This is a genomic window from Streptomyces sp. NBC_01335 (genome assembly GCF_035953295.1).
Lineage (GTDB): Bacteria > Actinomycetota > Actinomycetes > Streptomycetales > Streptomycetaceae > Streptomyces.
This window is the reverse complement of sequence record NZ_CP108370.1, coordinates 1,159,586-1,173,662: the sequence shown is the minus strand read 5'-3', so window position 1 is coordinate 1,173,662 and position 14,077 is coordinate 1,159,586. Positions and strand designations below refer to the sequence as shown.

At 72.9% G+C, this 14,077-nt stretch carries 12 protein-coding genes and 1 riboswitch; of the genes, 10 read left to right on the top strand and 2 right to left on the bottom strand.

Going from position 1 to position 14,077, the window contains the following annotated elements:
• The first annotated feature begins 158 nt into the window (after positions 1–158).
• The 3 genes from OG599_RS04695 (at position 159) to OG599_RS04685 (ending at position 3,414) form a co-directional block, all read left to right on the top strand.
• Complete coding sequence (locus tag OG599_RS04695; protein ID WP_327174670.1) at positions 159–617, top strand: Lrp/AsnC family transcriptional regulator; 459 nt, start codon at positions 159–161, stop codon at positions 615–617.
• A 224-nt stretch (positions 618–841) separates the two neighbouring features.
• On the top strand, positions 842–1,648 hold the full coding sequence (locus tag OG599_RS04690; protein ID WP_327174669.1) for a carbon-nitrogen hydrolase family protein: 807 nt from the start codon (positions 842–844) through the stop codon (positions 1,646–1,648).
• A gap of 74 nt (positions 1,649–1,722) precedes the next feature.
• Entirely contained in the window at positions 1,723–3,414 is a 1,692-nt protein-coding gene (locus OG599_RS04685; RefSeq protein WP_327174668.1) for a flavin monoamine oxidase family protein, read from the top strand.
• An 88-nt stretch (positions 3,415–3,502) separates the two neighbouring features.
• Here OG599_RS04685 and OG599_RS04680 read toward each other — a convergent pair whose 3' ends face one another.
• Positions 3,503–4,231: a DUF5995 family protein gene (locus OG599_RS04680; protein WP_327174667.1), complete on the bottom strand. Its 729-nt coding sequence runs from the start codon at positions 4,229–4,231 to the stop codon at positions 3,503–3,505.
• 403 nt (positions 4,232–4,634) lie between these two features.
• Here OG599_RS04680 and OG599_RS04675 point away from each other — a divergent pair, with 403 nt between their 5' ends.
• Together OG599_RS04675 and OG599_RS04670 are read left to right on the top strand one after the other, a co-directional pair.
• Positions 4,635–6,005 carry a uracil-xanthine permease family protein gene (locus OG599_RS04675; protein ID WP_327174666.1) on the top strand — a complete coding sequence of 457 codons (1,371 nt, stop codon included), beginning with the start codon at positions 4,635–4,637 and terminating at the stop codon, positions 6,003–6,005.
• Positions 6,006–6,146: 141 nt separating this feature from the next.
• Entirely contained in the window at positions 6,147–7,280 is a 1,134-nt protein-coding gene (locus OG599_RS04670; RefSeq protein ID WP_327174665.1) for a DNA glycosylase AlkZ-like family protein, read from the top strand.
• A gap of 31 nt (positions 7,281–7,311) precedes the next feature.
• Here OG599_RS04670 and OG599_RS04665 read toward each other — a convergent pair whose 3' ends face one another.
• A complete protein-coding gene (locus OG599_RS04665; protein ID WP_327174664.1) occupies positions 7,312–8,547 on the bottom strand; it encodes an MFS transporter in 1,236 nt (411 codons plus the stop codon).
• Between the two features lie 137 nt (positions 8,548–8,684).
• Here OG599_RS04665 and OG599_RS04660 point away from each other — a divergent pair, with 137 nt between their 5' ends.
• The 5 genes from OG599_RS04660 to OG599_RS04640 all read left to right on the top strand — a co-directional run bounded on the left by OG599_RS04660 (position 8,685) and on the right by OG599_RS04640 (position 14,050).
• On the top strand, positions 8,685–9,929 hold the full coding sequence (locus tag OG599_RS04660) for an ROK family transcriptional regulator (RefSeq protein ID WP_327179920.1): 1,245 nt from the start codon (positions 8,685–8,687) through the stop codon (positions 9,927–9,929).
• Between the two features lie 137 nt (positions 9,930–10,066).
• Positions 10,067–10,197, top strand: a riboswitch (FMN riboswitch).
• Between the two features lie 163 nt (positions 10,198–10,360).
• Positions 10,361–11,473: a bifunctional diaminohydroxyphosphoribosylaminopyrimidine deaminase/5-amino-6-(5-phosphoribosylamino)uracil reductase RibD gene (gene ribD / locus OG599_RS04655; protein ID WP_327174663.1), complete on the top strand. Its 1,113-nt coding sequence runs from the start codon at positions 10,361–10,363 to the stop codon at positions 11,471–11,473.
• A complete protein-coding gene (locus tag OG599_RS04650) occupies positions 11,473–12,126 on the top strand; it encodes a riboflavin synthase (RefSeq protein ID WP_327174662.1) in 654 nt (217 codons plus the stop codon). The genes ribD and OG599_RS04650 overlap by 1 nt, the downstream gene beginning before the upstream one ends.
• Complete coding sequence (gene pnuC, locus OG599_RS04645) at positions 12,123–12,767, top strand: nicotinamide riboside transporter PnuC (protein ID WP_327174661.1); 645 nt, start codon at positions 12,123–12,125, stop codon at positions 12,765–12,767. Before OG599_RS04650 ends, pnuC begins: the two co-directional genes overlap by 4 nt.
• The gene (locus OG599_RS04640; RefSeq protein ID WP_327174660.1) at positions 12,764–14,050 is read left to right on the top strand and encodes a bifunctional 3,4-dihydroxy-2-butanone-4-phosphate synthase/GTP cyclohydrolase II; all 1,287 of its coding nucleotides are present in this window, start codon (positions 12,764–12,766) and stop codon (positions 14,048–14,050) included. Before pnuC ends, OG599_RS04640 begins: the two co-directional genes overlap by 4 nt.
• Positions 14,051–14,077: the final 27 nt, after the last annotated feature.

Here is a 14,077-nt window from a genome sequence, read left to right as displayed (position 1 = left end):
GACTCGCGGGACCGGCTCGCGGGACCGTTCCGCGAGATCCCCGCGCCACGCGGTGGGCGTCTTGGCGGACGAGAGACGCCAGGGGCGCCCGTGGTCTACTGCGGGGGCGGCAACCGCCGCCCCCGCAGCAGCCCTCGCAGAGAAGTGAACCGCCCGACGTGCGCCTGAACGACCTCGACGAACGCATCGTCCACGCCCTCGCCGAAGACGCCCGACGCTCCTACGCCGACATCGGCGCCCTCGTCGGCCTGTCCGCGCCCGCCGTCAAGCGCCGCGTCGACCGGCTCCGCGACCAGGGGGCGATCACCGCGTTCACCGTGCGGGTCGACCCCTCCGCACTGGGCTGGGAGACCGAGGGGTTCATCGAGATCTTCTGCAGCCGCAACACCTCTCCCGAGGCGATCAGGAGCGGGCTCTCCCGCTACCCCGAGATCGCCTCCGCCTCCACCGTCACCGGCGAGGCGGACGCCGTCGTCCAGGTCTTCGCGGCGGACATGCGCCACTTCGAGCAGGTGCTCGAACGCATCGCGAGCGAGCCCTACGTGGAGCGGACGAAGTCGGTCCTGGTGCTCTCCCCGCTGGTCCGCCGGTACGTGTCCGGCCCGCCCGCCGAGTGAGAGCCGCCAACGGCGGGCGAGGGCCGGCGGACGCCGAACCGGCCCCCGGCTGAGACCTGGATCACCTTCCTGACCTGCGGCGACGCCCACGCGCAACGAATCGCCGCCGAAGGGCTTGAGGACGCAACGGATCGACGGTCGGTGCGCAACACTCGCGCCTTGTCGGGGGTGTGCGCGAAACGTACCTTCGGATACGTCCCCCGCCGCCCCGCCCGAGGTCAGCCATGCCGTCGTTGCGTACCGCCCTGTTCCAGAGCTCCGGAACCCCCGGAGACGTGACGGCGAATCTCGAAGCCCTCGACGCCGCCGCCGCGCGCGCCGCCGCCGACGGGGCCCGGCTGCTGGTGACCTCCGAGCTGTACCTCACCGGCTACGCGCTCGGCGACGCCGTGCCCCGCCTGGCCGAACCCTTCGACGGACCCGGCGCCCGGGCCGTCGCCGCGCTCGCCGCCCGGCACGGGATCGCCGTCCTGTACGGCTACCCGGAGCGCGCGGGCGAGGTGATCCACAACGCCACCCAGCTCATCGGCGCCGACGGCACCCCCCTCGCCCACTACCGCAAGACCCACCTCTTCGGAGCGTTCGAGCACACCTGGTTCACCCCCGGGGAGCGGGCCGTCGTCCAGGCCGAACTCGGCGGCCTCCGCGTCGGATTGCTGGTCTGCTACGACGTCGAGTTCCCCGAGAACGTACGGGCGCACGCCCTCGCGGGCACCGATCTGCTGCTCGTGCCCACCGCGCAGATGCACCCCTTCCAGTTCGTCGCGGAGTCCGTCGTGCCGGTGCGCGCCTTCGAGAGCCAGATGTACATCGCCTACGTCAACAGAACCGGCCCGGAAGGCGAGTTCGAGTTCGTCGGGCTGAGCTGCCTGGCCGGCCCCGACGGCGCGGTGCGCGCCCGGGCCGGACGCGGCGAGGAACTCGTGACCGGCGACGTGGACCCCGCCCTCCTCACCGCCTCGCGCGCCGCCAACCCGTACCTCGCCGACCGCCGCCCGGAGCTGTACGGCCCGCTCACCCACCGGGCCTGACGGCCCTCCCCTCCCGCCTCCTCGTCCCGCCCGCTCGTCCCCACCAGCTCGTCCCCACCAGGAGTCCGTACCCCATGACGTCCACGGTGCCCAACGCCGTCCCGCACGCCGACACCGCGCCGCCGATCACCATGTTCGGCCCGGACTTCCCGTACGCGTACGACGACTTCCTCGCCCACCCCGCGGGACTCGGCCAGATCCCCGCCACCGAGCACGGGCAGGAGGTCGCGGTCGTCGGCGGCGGCCTCTCCGGCATCGTCACCGCCTACGAGCTGATGAAGATGGGCCTGCGCCCCGTCCTCTACGAGGCCGACCGGATCGGCGGCCGACTGCGGACCGTGGGCTTCGACGGCTGCGACCCGTCGCTCACCGCCGAGATGGGCGCGATGCGGTTCCCGCCGTCCTCCACCGCGCTCCAGCACTACATCGACCTGGCCGGCCTGGAGACCCGGCCGTTCCCCAACCCGCTCTCCCCGACGACCCCCTCGACCGTCGTGGACCTCAAGGGCGAGTCGCACTACGCGCGCACCATCGACGACCTGCCCCAGGTCTACCGCGACGTGATGGACGCCTGGAACACCTGCCTGGAGGAGGGCGCCGACTTCTCCGACATGAACCGGGCCCTGCGCGAACGGGACGTGCCACGCATCCGCGAGATCTGGGCCCGGCTCGTCGAACAGCTCGACAACCAGACCTTCTACGGCTTCCTGTGCGCCTCGGACGCCTTCAGGTCCTTCCGCCACCGCGAGATCTTCGGCCAGGTCGGCTTCGGCACCGGAGGCTGGGACACCGACTTCCCCAACTCCATCCTGGAGATCCTGCGGGTCGTCTACACCGAGGCCGACGACCACCACCGGGGGATCGTCGGAGGCAGCCAGCAACTGCCGCTGCGCCTGTGGGACCGCGAACCGGCGAAGATGGTCCACTGGCCGCCCGGCACCTCGCTCTCCTCCCTGCACGGCGGCGACCCCCGGCCCGCCGTCACCCGGCTCGACCGCACCGCGGGCAACCGCGTCACGGTCACCGACGCGGACGGCGACATCCGCACCTACCGCGCCGTCGTCTTCACCGGGCAGTCCTGGCTGCTGCTCTCCAAGATCGCCTGCGACGACGAGCTCTTCCCGATCGACCACTGGACGGCGATGGAGCGCACCCACTACATGGAGTCGTCCAAGCTGTTCGTCCCGGTCGACCGCCCGTTCTGGCTGGACAAGGACGAGACCACCGGCCGCGACGCCATGTCGATGACGCTGACCGACCGGATGACCCGGGGCACGTACCTGCTGGACGACGGGCCCGACAAGCCGGCCGTCATCTGCCTCTCGTACACCTGGTGCGACGACAGCCTGAAGTGGCTGCCGCTCTCCCCGAACGAGCGCATGGACGTCATGCTGAAATCGCTCGGCGAGATCTATCCGAACGTCGACATCCGCAAGCACGTCATCGGCAACCCGGTGACCGTCTCCTGGGAGAACGAGCCCTGTTTCATGGGCGCGTTCAAGGCGAACCTGCCCGGCCACTACCGCTACCAGCGGCGGCTGTTCACCCACTTCATGCAGGACCGGCTGCCCGCCGACAAGCGGGGGATCTTCCTGGCCGGCGACGACATCTCCTGGACCGCCGGCTGGGCGGAGGGCGCCGTGCAGACCGCGCTGAACGCCGTCTGGGGCGTGATGACCCAGTTCGGCGGCTCCACCGACCCGGCCAACCCGGGCCCCGGCGACCTCTTCGACGAGATCGCCCCGGTGGAACTGCCGGAGGACTGAGCCCCGCACCGGTCTCCCGCACCGGTCTTCCGCACCGGTCTTCCGCACCGGTCTCCCGCACCGGTGGGAGACCGGCGCGGGAGGAGGTTCAGCCGCAGGGCGTCAGCAGGAAACGGCCCACCAGGCCGACCGTCGCGTCGGTACGCCGGCGGAACTCCTCGGCGAGCGGCGGGACCGCCCGCAGCCGCCAGAGCACCTTCGCCGCCGACCAGGCGCCGTCCCGGGCCCGTTGGAGGCTCCAGGACGTCAGCAGATGGGTCAGCGGGTCGGCGATCTCCAGCAGGTCCGGTCCGGGCATCAGCTCCTCGCGGACGCGCTCCTCCAGAGTGACGAGGAGATCGCCCACGCGCTCGAACTCATCCTCCAGATCCGGCGGGGCGCAGCCGAGCGTACGGCAGGTGTCCACCACCGCCAGCGCGAGATCGTGGCCGATGTGCGCGTTGATGCCCGCCAGGGCGAACTGAACCGGGCGTACCCCCGGGTGACGCCGGAACTGGAGGAGCGGACGCCAGCACTCCGGCGCGAGGCCGCCCCGGTCGGCGGTGCCCATCGCGGTCAGGTAGTGCTCGGCGAACCGGAGGTCCAGCACCGAGGTGGCCGCGCGGTCGGGGAAGCCGCCCGCGTCGAGCTCGCCGCCGATGGCCTCGGTCACCGCCAGGTACACCTCGTTGAAGACCCCCACGCCGTCCCCCTCGGGGCAGAGTGTCCCCAGGGCGCGCATGCGTTCGATCACGTCCGCGATGCTGGTGGGTGCCGTCTCCACGGCCGGGTCCGGGCCGGGCGGGGCCGTGTCCGCGATCTGCTCCAACTGCGCCATGGCAGCAGCGTCCCAGTCGTACTCCCGACCTGGCGCCGACCGGGCCGGAGTTCATCGGATCGGACGAACCCCGGTGCCCCGGAAGGATGGCGCGGAGCGCCGCCCGCACGGATCGCCGTGCCGCCCGCTCTGTCCCACGGGCGCGGGCGGCCCGCGTCGTAGCCGCCCGGCACGGCTTCTCCGACGCCCCGTCAGGGGCGGGTTTCCGCAGGTCGATCACCCGTACGCGAGGATGAGCGTTTTGGCCACTCGGCCTGATTTCAGCTACAAAGGTTCTTTTCCGGTCATGGTTCCGCGGGGTGCGTTCGTGCTGCCCCGACCGGGAGCTCCGGCGGGCGAAGGGCGTGCGGCCCTGCCCGCGCCGGTGCCTCTCCGGGGGTGTGACACGAGCTGAGGGGTGATCATGGCGGGCTTCGGCTGGAAGCTGCACGGTGACGGGAAGCATCTGCTCCCGGGGGAGGTCGTCAAACCCGACGAGCGGCTGACCTGGGGCCGGACCGTCGGGCTCGGAGCCCAGCACGTGGTCTCCATGATCGGCGCGTGCTTCGTCGCACCGGTCCTGATGGGCCTGGACGCCAACCTCGCCGTCATGGCGTCCGGCGTCGCCACCATCCTGTTCCTGCTCGTCACGCGGGGCCGTATCCCCAGCTACCTGGGGAGCAGCCTGTCGTTCGTCGGCGTCGCCGCCGTGATCGCGACGCAGGGCGGCGACGCCTCGACCCTCACCGGCGCGCTGCTGGTCGTCGGAGCCGTGCTCTTCCTCTGCGGGGCGGTGGTACGGGCACTCGGCGCGCGGATCATCCACACGGTGCTGCCGCCGGTGGTCACCGGCGCGGTCGTCATGCTCATCGGCTTCAACCTCGCCCCGGTGACCGCCGGCACCTACTGGCCGCAGGACCAGTGGGCCGCGTTGGCCACCATGGCCTTCACCGGGTTCGCCCTGGTCGTCCTGCGCGGCTTCTGGTCCCGCATCGCGATCTTCCTCGGGCTGGCCTTCGGCTACCTCCTCTCCTGGGTGCTCGACCGGATCTTCGGCCGCATCCACTCCCCGGCGGGCGGCACCGAGGCCGTGGACCACTGGCGCCTCGACCTGTCCGGGGTCGGCCACGCGAGCTGGATCGGCCTGCCGGACTTCCACGCCCCGAGCTTCTCCGGATCGGCGATCCTCGTCGCCCTGCCCGTGGTCATCGCCCTCATCGCGGAGAACGCGGGGCACGTCAAGGCCGTCGGCGAGATGACCGGCGACCCGCTGGACGACCAGCTCGGCACGGCGATCATGGCGGACGGCGCGGCCACCATGGTCGCGACCTCCGTGGGCGGTCCCGCGACCACGACGTACGCGGAGAACATCGGGGTGATGGCCGCCACCCGCGTCTACTCCACCGCCGCCTACTGGTGCGCGGCCGGGTTCGCGATCCTCTTCGGGCTCTGCCCCAAGTTCGGCGCCTTCGTCGCGGCGATCCCCGGCGGGGTCCTCGGCGGCATCACCGTCATCCTCTACGGCATGATCGGCCTGCTGGGCGCCCAGATCTGGGTCCGCTCCGGCGTCGACCTCGCCAACCCGCTGCACCTCGTGCCGGTGGCGGCCGGCGTCATCATCGGGATCGGCAATGTCAGCCTGACCTTCACCGACAACTTCCAGCTGAGCGGCATCGCGCTGGGGACCCTGGTCGTGGTCCTCGGCTACCACGCCCTGCGAGCCCTGGCGCCGGCCCACATGACCGGCGAACCACCCCTGCGGGAGCCGGAGAACCCGGGGTACGACCGGGGCTGACCCCGGGTGGACGCCCGTCGGCGCGCGGGCCGGTTCGCCGAGCCCACCCGGGACGGATCGTGCCCGACGGATGTGCGCGGAGCGCTGCGGGTGGGCCCCCGGCGGGCGATGATGGGCCCACCACGACAGGAGGGGCGGACCATGAAGGACACCGGATCGTCGACCGCCGGGCGGCCCGCGCCCGCGGTCAGGATGGACCGGGCGCAGGTCCTCGCCCACCGCTTCGTGGCCCACGGGCTGGACCGCTCCTCCGGTACGCCGGACCTCGGCGAGCTGGGGGTGCTCGGGGTGCAGGACACCCCGGCCGGTTCGGCGCGGCTCGCGCTCGCCGCGCGCGGAGTTCCGCCCGAAGGGCTGGAGCGGGTCTGGACGTTCCGGGGCGCCCCGCACCTGCACCGGCCGGACGCGCTCCCGGTGCTGGCCGAGGCGCTCTGGCCGCTGGACGACGCCGACGCGCAGGCCCGTATCCGTACGACGGTCATCAAGGAGGGCGCGAAGCTCGGGCTGCGCGCCTTCCGGACCACCGCCGAGGCCTTCCGGTCGGTGGTGACCGGGCCGAAGCCCAAAGGGGTGGTCAGCGCGGAGGTGAGCGCGCTGGTGGACCCCTCGCTCACCTTCGACTGCGCCACCTGCGGGGCGCGGCACATCTCCGGCCTCCTCTTCCAGCAGGCCGGGCTCTTCGGCGCGGTGCGGGTCACCTCCGAGGGCGGTACGACGCTCTCGCCGCTGGAACCGGGGTTCGCGCTGCCCGAGGCCGCGCACGGAACCGAGGCCCTGGTCCGCGCCTATCTGCACCTGCACGGTCCGGCCGGGCCCGCCGAGGTCGCGAGGTACCTCGGTGTGCGCACCCCGGTCGTCCGGGCGGTCTGGCCCGAAGGCCTGGTGGAGGTCGAGGTGACCGACGCGGGCGGCGCGGTGCGCACCGCCTGGTCGGCAGCCCCGGAGCCCGGGGAGGCCGAGGCGCCGGACGTCCGGGGGACGGTACGGCTGCTGCCGCCGGGCGACCCGTTCCTCCAGGGCCGCGACCGGGAGCTCCTCGTCCCCGACGAGGCCCGCCGCAAGGAGATCTGGCGGGCGATCGGAGGGTCGGGCGTGCTGCTCGTCGGTGCCGAGCCCGCAGGCACCTGGCGGGCCAAGGCGGTTGGACGCGCGGTCGGGATCACCGTCACGCCGTTCGCCCCGCTCGCCGCCCCGGTCCGCCGGGCCCTGGAGGAGGAGGCCGCGGCGGTGGCCGCCGCGCGGGGCGCCGACGAGGCCCGCCTGCACCTCGCCTGACGTACGCCTCGAAGGCTCAGCCTCGAAGGGCTCAGCCCTCGGACGGGCTCTTCGCCATCACGCCGACCGGCGCGGGCACTCGGCCGGCGACCTTGCGGTCGGCGCCCCGCAGGACCCCGGCTCCGAGCACCAGGCCGAAGGCGAGCACCGTCACCAGGCCGAACGAGGTGACCAGTGAGGTCGCCTCCGCCAGCGAACCGATCGCGGACGGTGCGACCAGCCCGGAGGTGTAGGTGATGGTGGCGACGCCCGCGATGGCCTGGCTCGGGTTCGGACCGCTGCGCGCGGCCGCCGCGAAGGCCAGCGGGACGACGACCGCCACCCCGAGCCCGATCAGCCCGAAACCGCACAGGACGCCGGCCGCGCCGCCGGGGGAGAAGACCACCAGGGCCCCGCCCGCCGTGGCGAGCGCTCCGCCGACCCGTACCGAACGGACCGCTCCGAACCGGTCCACGATCCTGTCCCCGGCGATGCGCGTCACCGCCATCGTCAGCGCGAACGCCGTGGTGGAGGCTGCCGCGAGCCCGGCCGACGTGTCGATGACGTCCCGCAGGTAGATGGCCGACCAGTCCATGCTGGCGCCCTCGGCGAAGACGGCGCAGAAGCCGATCGCGCCGATCACCAGCGCCGACCGGGGCGGCAGGGTGAAGCGTGGCGGCGGCTCCTCGTCCGGCTCGCTGCGCAGGTCCAGTACGCCCTGGCAGGCGATGAGGCCCAGCACGGTCAGGGTCAGTGCGGCCAGGGTGTGGTGGAGGGGTGCGTCGGCGCCGAGGTGGGCGGCGACCGCGCCCGCCGCCGAGCCGATCAGTGCGCCGGCGCTCCACATGCCGTGCAGGCCGGACATGATCGACCGGCCGAGGCGGTTCTCCACCTCCACGCCCAGTGCGTTCATGGCCACGTCGGACATGCCGGCCGAGGCGCCGAAGGCGAAGAGGGCCGCGCAGAGCGTCAGCAGGTTGGGGGCGAGCGCGGGCAGGATCAGCGCCAGCGTCCACAGGACGAGCAGTCCGCGCAGGGCGTTCCGGGCGCCGAACCGGTGGCTGATCCGGCCGGCCAGCGGCATCGCCAGCGAGGCGCCGATCGCCGGGAAGGCCAGGGCGAGGCCCAGTTGTCCGGCGCTGGCCCCGGCGTGTTCCTGGATCCAGGGGATCCGGGTGGCGAAGCTGCCGGAGACCGCGCCGTGCACGGTGAAGACCGCGGCGATCGCGTATCTGGCGCGTCTCACCTGCGCGGTGCCGAAGGCTGTGGTGGTCGAGTCCGATGACATCGCGAGGTTCCCTCCCCATTGGCGTCCGCAGAGCGGCCGGTGCTCCTGTCCCAGGATCGATGCGTAAACTATCAGGAACCTTGCCTGATAAAAAGGCCGCGTCCCTGGACGCGGAGGTGATCTGGAAGGATTCCGGCATGCCCGCCTCACCGAGCACCGCCCGGGCCATCAACGACCGGCTCGCCCTGCGTCTCCTCCAGCAGGACGGCCCCTTGACGGCCACCCAGCTCAAGTCGTCGACCGGGCTCTCCCGCCCGACCGTCGCCGACCTGGTCGAACGGCTGCAGGAAGCCGGTCTCATCGAGGTCGTCGGCGAAGCCGGCGCCGAACGCCGGGGCCCGAACGCCCGGTTGTACGGGATCGTCGCCGACCGCGCCCACCTCGCGGCGCTCGACGTCCGCACCGGCAGCGTCTCCGTGATCGTCGCCGACCTCCTCGGCAGGACGCTCGCCGAGGCCAGCGTGCCCATCGGCAGCGACACCGGCACCGGGCCCGCCGTCGAGCGGGCCGTCGCCCTGCTGGAACGCACCGCCCGCGAGGCGGGCGACGCCCCCTTGCACAGCGTCGGCATCGGAGCCCCGGGGCTGATCGACCCCGCCACCGGCGAACTCCGGGTCACCATCGGACTGCCCGCCTGGCACCGGGAGTTGGTGACCTCCCTCCAGAAGCGGCTGCCCGCCAAGGTCCTCGTGGAGAACGAGACCAACCTCGCCGCGGTCGCCGAACACCGCGTCGGGGCCGCCCGCGACCGGCCGACCTTCTCCCTCTTCTGGCTCGGCCACGCCGTCGGCGCCGCCCTCATGCTCGACGGCACCCTGCGCCGGGGCGCCTCCGGCGGCGCCGGGGAGATCGGCTTCATGCCCGTCCCCGGCGCGGTCGGCACCCTCTCGGCCGACACCTGCGAAGGCGGGTTCCACTCGCTCGTGGGCTCGGAGGCCATCTGCGCCCTCGCGGCCTCCCACGGCATGGAGCCCCCGCGGACCCGCGCCGACGAGGGAGCGGAGGGCGTGGCGGCCGCGGAGCCGCGGTGCGCGGTCTCCGGCCCCGAGCAGGGGTACGCCGCCGCCGCGTACGTCCGGAACGCGCTCGCCGGAGCGGCGGGCGGCGAGGCGTTCCTCGGCGCCCTCGCCCACCGGATCGCCCTCGGCGCCGCCTCCGTCGTCTCGGTCCTCGACCCCGGCTGCCTGGTGCTCGCCGGAGAGGTGGGCCACGCCGGGGGGACCGGACTCGCGGCTCTCGTCGAGCAGCGGCTCGCCCTGTTGTCACCGCTGCGCACCGAGGTCCGGGCGGGCGAGCTGGGCGGCACGGCGATCCTGCGCGGCGCGCTCTTCACCGCCCGGGAAGCGGCCCAGGACGCGCTCTTCGCCCCGGCCGGCTCCTGAGGCCCGTGGGCGGTGCGCCGGGTCTCTTTCGTACGGGTGCCTGCCGCGCCCTCACGGAACGTGTGCTGTGAGCCACCGCACAGCTACCCCCCTGCTGGCCGGACGCAAGTCGTGGCAGACTGTTGGGGTACCAGCAGCAGCGCACTCCGGGGTCGGTGTAATTCCGAACCGGCGGTTATAGTCCGCGACCCGTCCGCATCCAGCGGCCGGTTGACCAGGTGAGATTCCTGGACCGACGGTGAAAGTCCGGATGGGAGGCAGTGCGCGGCGGTCCGTCATCGGGTACGCCACCGTGGGCGGACGCGTGTTCCGGAGAACTCCGGGCAACGCGTTCGGTTTTCGCGGTCCAGGCGCCACCCCCGTTGCGTGCCGCTTCATCTGTCGTCATCGACAGGCCCCGGAGTCCGTGCCCGAAGAGGCAGGAGGACCCGGTGGCAACCGCAGCCGACATCACCGCCATGCGCCGAGCGATCGAGCTCGCCGCACGCGGCCTCGGCTCCACCAGCCCCAACCCGGTCGTCGGATGCGTGATCACCGACGCCGCCGGAGCGACGGCCGGTGAAGGCTTCCACCAGCGTGCCGGCGGACCGCACGCCGAGGTCCACGCCCTGCGCGAGGCCGGGACACGCGCCCGCGGCGGCACCGCCTACGTCACCCTCGAACCCTGCAACCACACCGGACGCACCGGCCCCTGCGCGCAGGCGCTCATCGACGCTGGCGTCGCCCGCGTCGTCCACGCCGTCGGCGACCCGAACCCGCAGGCCGCCGGGGGTGCCGACACCCTGCGCGCCGCCGGGATCGAGGTCGAGCGGGGACTCCTCGCCGACGAGGCCGAGGCCGGCAACATCGCCTGGCTCACCTCGGTGCGCCGCGGACGCCCGTACGTCCTCTGGAAGTACGCTGCCACCCTCGACGGCCGGATCGCCGCCGCCGACGGCACCAGCCGCTGGATCACCTCGCCGGAGTCCCGCGCGGACGTGCACCGGCTGCGCGCCGAGGCCGACGCCGTGATCGTGGGCTCCGGCACCGCCCGCACCGACGACCCGCAGCTCGGCGCCCGGGGCATCGAGGGCGCCACCCAGCCGCTGCGCGTCGTCGTGGACACCGCGGCCACCGCCGTACGGCCCGGCGCCCGGGTCCTCGACGCCACCGCGCCGACCCTGGTCGCGGTCGCCGAGGACGCCGACGCCCGCCACCTGCCCGAGGAGGTCGTGCTCCGGCTGCCGCGCGCCGCCACCGGCCTGGACGTCGCCGCCCTCCTCGCCGCCCTCCACGAGCACTCCGTCCGCTCCGTACTCCTCGAAGGCGGCCCCACCCTGGCGGGCGCCTTCGTCGCCGCCGGGGCCGTCGACCGGGTCGTCGGCTACCTCGCTCCGGTCCTCCTCGGCGCGGGCCCCGCGGCCCTCGCCGACGCCGGAATCTCCACCATCGCCCGGGCGTTGCGGCTCGATGTGACCGAGACCGTACGCATCGGCCCCGATCTCCGTATCACCGCCGTCCCCACCACCGCTCCCGCGGATCCCACCGCTCGGAAGGGAAACTAGTGTTCACCGGAATTGTCGAAGAACTGGGTGAGGTCACCGCCGTCGAGGAACTCGACGACGCCTCCCGCTTCCGGCTGCGCGGACCCGTCGTCACCGAAGGTGCCAAGCACGGCGATTCGATCGCCGTCAACGGTGTCTGCCTGACGGTCGTCGAGACCGGCGAGCACGAGTTCACCGCCGACGTCATGGCCGAGACGCTCAAACGCTCCAGCCTCGGCGCGCTCACCGCCGGCTCCCGCGTCAACCTGGAGCGCCCCATGGCGCTCGGCGGCCGGCTCGGCGGCCACATCGTGCAGGGGCACGTGGACGGCACCGGCCACATCCTCGCCCGAACCCCCTCGGAGAACTGGGAGATCGTCAAGGTCTCGCTGCCCGCGGAACTGACCCGGTACGTGGTCGAGAAGGGCTCGATCACCGTCGACGGAGTGAGCCTCACCGTCGTCGACGCCGGCCCCGACCACTTCACCGTCAGCCTCATCCCGACCACCCTCGCGCTGACCACGCTCGGCCTCAAGCAGCCCGGCGACCCGGTCAACCTGGAGGTGGACGTCATCGCGAAGTACGTCGAGCGCCTGCTCGGCGACCGTTCCGGCATTCAGGGCGACACCGGCTCCGGCAACCGGGGCGACACCGACGAGGAGACCGCGAAGTGAGCGCCGCCGACTGGCTCAACTCCGAGGCGTTCACCGTCCTCGACCAGCACATCAAGTGGTCGGACATGATCGGCAACACGATCGGTCTGATAGCCCTGGCCCTCGGCTGGAAGCGGTCCGTGCTGACCTGGCCCGCCCAGCTCCTGTCCGGCGCGATCCTGCTCTTCGCCTTCGCCTCCGCCCACCTCTCCGGCAGCGCGGGCAAGCAGCTCGTCGTCATCGTCGTCTCGCTGCTCGGCTGGTACTCCTGGACCCGAGGCAGGCAGCGGGCGCAGGACGGCTCCATAGCCGTACGGTTCGCCACCTGGCGCGAACGCGGCGTGCTGCTCGCGGGCGCGGTCGTCGGCACCCTCGCCGTCGGCGGCCTGTTCACCGCCTTCCCCGAGCTGTCCTGGGACCCGTGGCCCGACGCGTACGTCTTCGTCGGCACCATCGTCGCGATGTACGCCCAGGCGCGGGGCATGGTCGAGTTCTGGTTCGCCTGGCTGCTGGTCGACCTGGTCGGCGTCCCGCTGAACTTCGCCAACGGCTTCGCCTTCTCCGGCTTCGTCTACGTCCTCTACGGCGCCCTGGTCCTGTGGGGCATGCGCGACTGGTGGCTGCGTACCCGCACCGCCGGTCTGGAAGGAGCAACGGCATGACAGCCCAGCCCGCCACCCCTTCGCACCACGACCGGGAACTCGCGCTCGACCCCGTCGAGCAGGCGATCCGTGACATCGCCGCCGGCCGCCCCGTGGTGGTCGTCGACGACGAGGACCGCGAGAACGAGGGCGACCTCGTCATCGCCGCCCAGAAGGCCACGCCCGAAGTCATCGCGTTCATGATGAGCGAGTGCCGCGGCCTGATCTGCGCCCCCATGGAGGCCGACGAGCTCGACCGGCTCGAACTCCCGCAGATGGTCCAGCACAACACCGAGTCGATGAAGACCGCCTTCACCGTCTCGGTGGACGCCTCCGCCGCGTACGGCGTCACCACCGGCATCTCCGCCGCCGACCGCGCCACCACCCTGCGGATGCTCGCGGGCGGCACGGCCGGCCCCGGCGACTTCGTCCGGCCCGGACACGTCTTCCCGCTGCGCGCCCGCGCCGGCGGAGTGCTCGTCCGCAACGGCCACACCGAGGCCGCCGTCGACCTCGCCCGGCTCGCCGGACTGCGCCCCGTCGGCGCGATCGTCGAGATCGCGGGCGAGGACGGCGTCATGCTGCGGCTCCCCGAACTCGTGCCCTTCGCCCGCAAGCACGGCCTCACGATCATCTCCATCGAGGACCTGATCGCCTACCGCCGCAGCGCCGAACCCACCGTCCGGCGCGAGGCCGAGGTACGGCTGCCGACCGCCTTCGGCGACTTCACCGGGTACGGCTACCGCTCCGTGACGGACGGCGTCGAACACGTCGCCCTGGTGCACGGGGACATCGGCGACGGCGAGGACGTCCTCGTCCGCATCCACTCCGAATGCCTGACCGGCGACATCTTCCAGTCCCAGCGCTGCGACTGCGGCCCCCAGCTGCGGGCCTCCATGGAGCGGGTCACCGCCGAGGGCCGGGGCGTCGTCGTCTACCTCCGGGGCCACGAGGGCCGGGGCATCGGCCTGCTCTCGAAGCTGCGCGCGTACGAACTCCAGGAGCGCGGCTCCGACACCCTCGACGCCAACCTGGAACTCGGCCTGCCCGCCGACGCCCGCGACTACGCGGCCGGCGCCCAGATCCTCCAGGACCTCGGGGTGCACAGCCTCCGGCTGATGACCAACAACCCCGACAAGACCGCCGCCGTGGTCCGCTACGGCCTCGTCGTCAACGGCCGCGAGCCCATGCCCGTACAGGCCGGCGAGCACAACCTGCGCTACCTGCGCACCAAGCGGGACCGGATGGGGCACGACCTGCCGTGGCTCGACGGCGTGCCCGCCTCCACCTGCGGCAACCAGTAGACCGACGCACCCCCCAGACCCCGAAGA

Excerpts from the sequence above, each read along its gene's own strand:
- OG599_RS04690 (WP_327174669.1), top strand. The coding sequence starts at position 842 with ATGCCGTCGTTGCGTACCGCCCTGTTCCAGAGCTCCGGAACCCCCGGA.
- OG599_RS04685 (WP_327174668.1), top strand. The coding sequence starts at position 1,723 with ATGACGTCCACGGTGCCCAACGCCGTCCCGCACGCCGACACCGCGCCG.
- OG599_RS04680 (WP_327174667.1), bottom strand. The coding sequence starts at position 4,231 with ATGGCGCAGTTGGAGCAGATCGCGGACACGGCCCCGCCCGGCCCGGAC.
- OG599_RS04675 (WP_327174666.1), top strand. The coding sequence starts at position 4,635 with ATGGCGGGCTTCGGCTGGAAGCTGCACGGTGACGGGAAGCATCTGCTC.
- OG599_RS04670 (WP_327174665.1), top strand. The coding sequence starts at position 6,147 with ATGAAGGACACCGGATCGTCGACCGCCGGGCGGCCCGCGCCCGCGGTC.
- OG599_RS04665 (WP_327174664.1), bottom strand. The coding sequence starts at position 8,547 with ATGTCATCGGACTCGACCACCACAGCCTTCGGCACCGCGCAGGTGAGA.
- OG599_RS04660 (WP_327179920.1), top strand. The coding sequence starts at position 8,685 with ATGCCCGCCTCACCGAGCACCGCCCGGGCCATCAACGACCGGCTCGCC.
- OG599_RS04640 (WP_327174660.1), top strand. The coding sequence starts at position 12,764 with ATGACAGCCCAGCCCGCCACCCCTTCGCACCACGACCGGGAACTCGCG.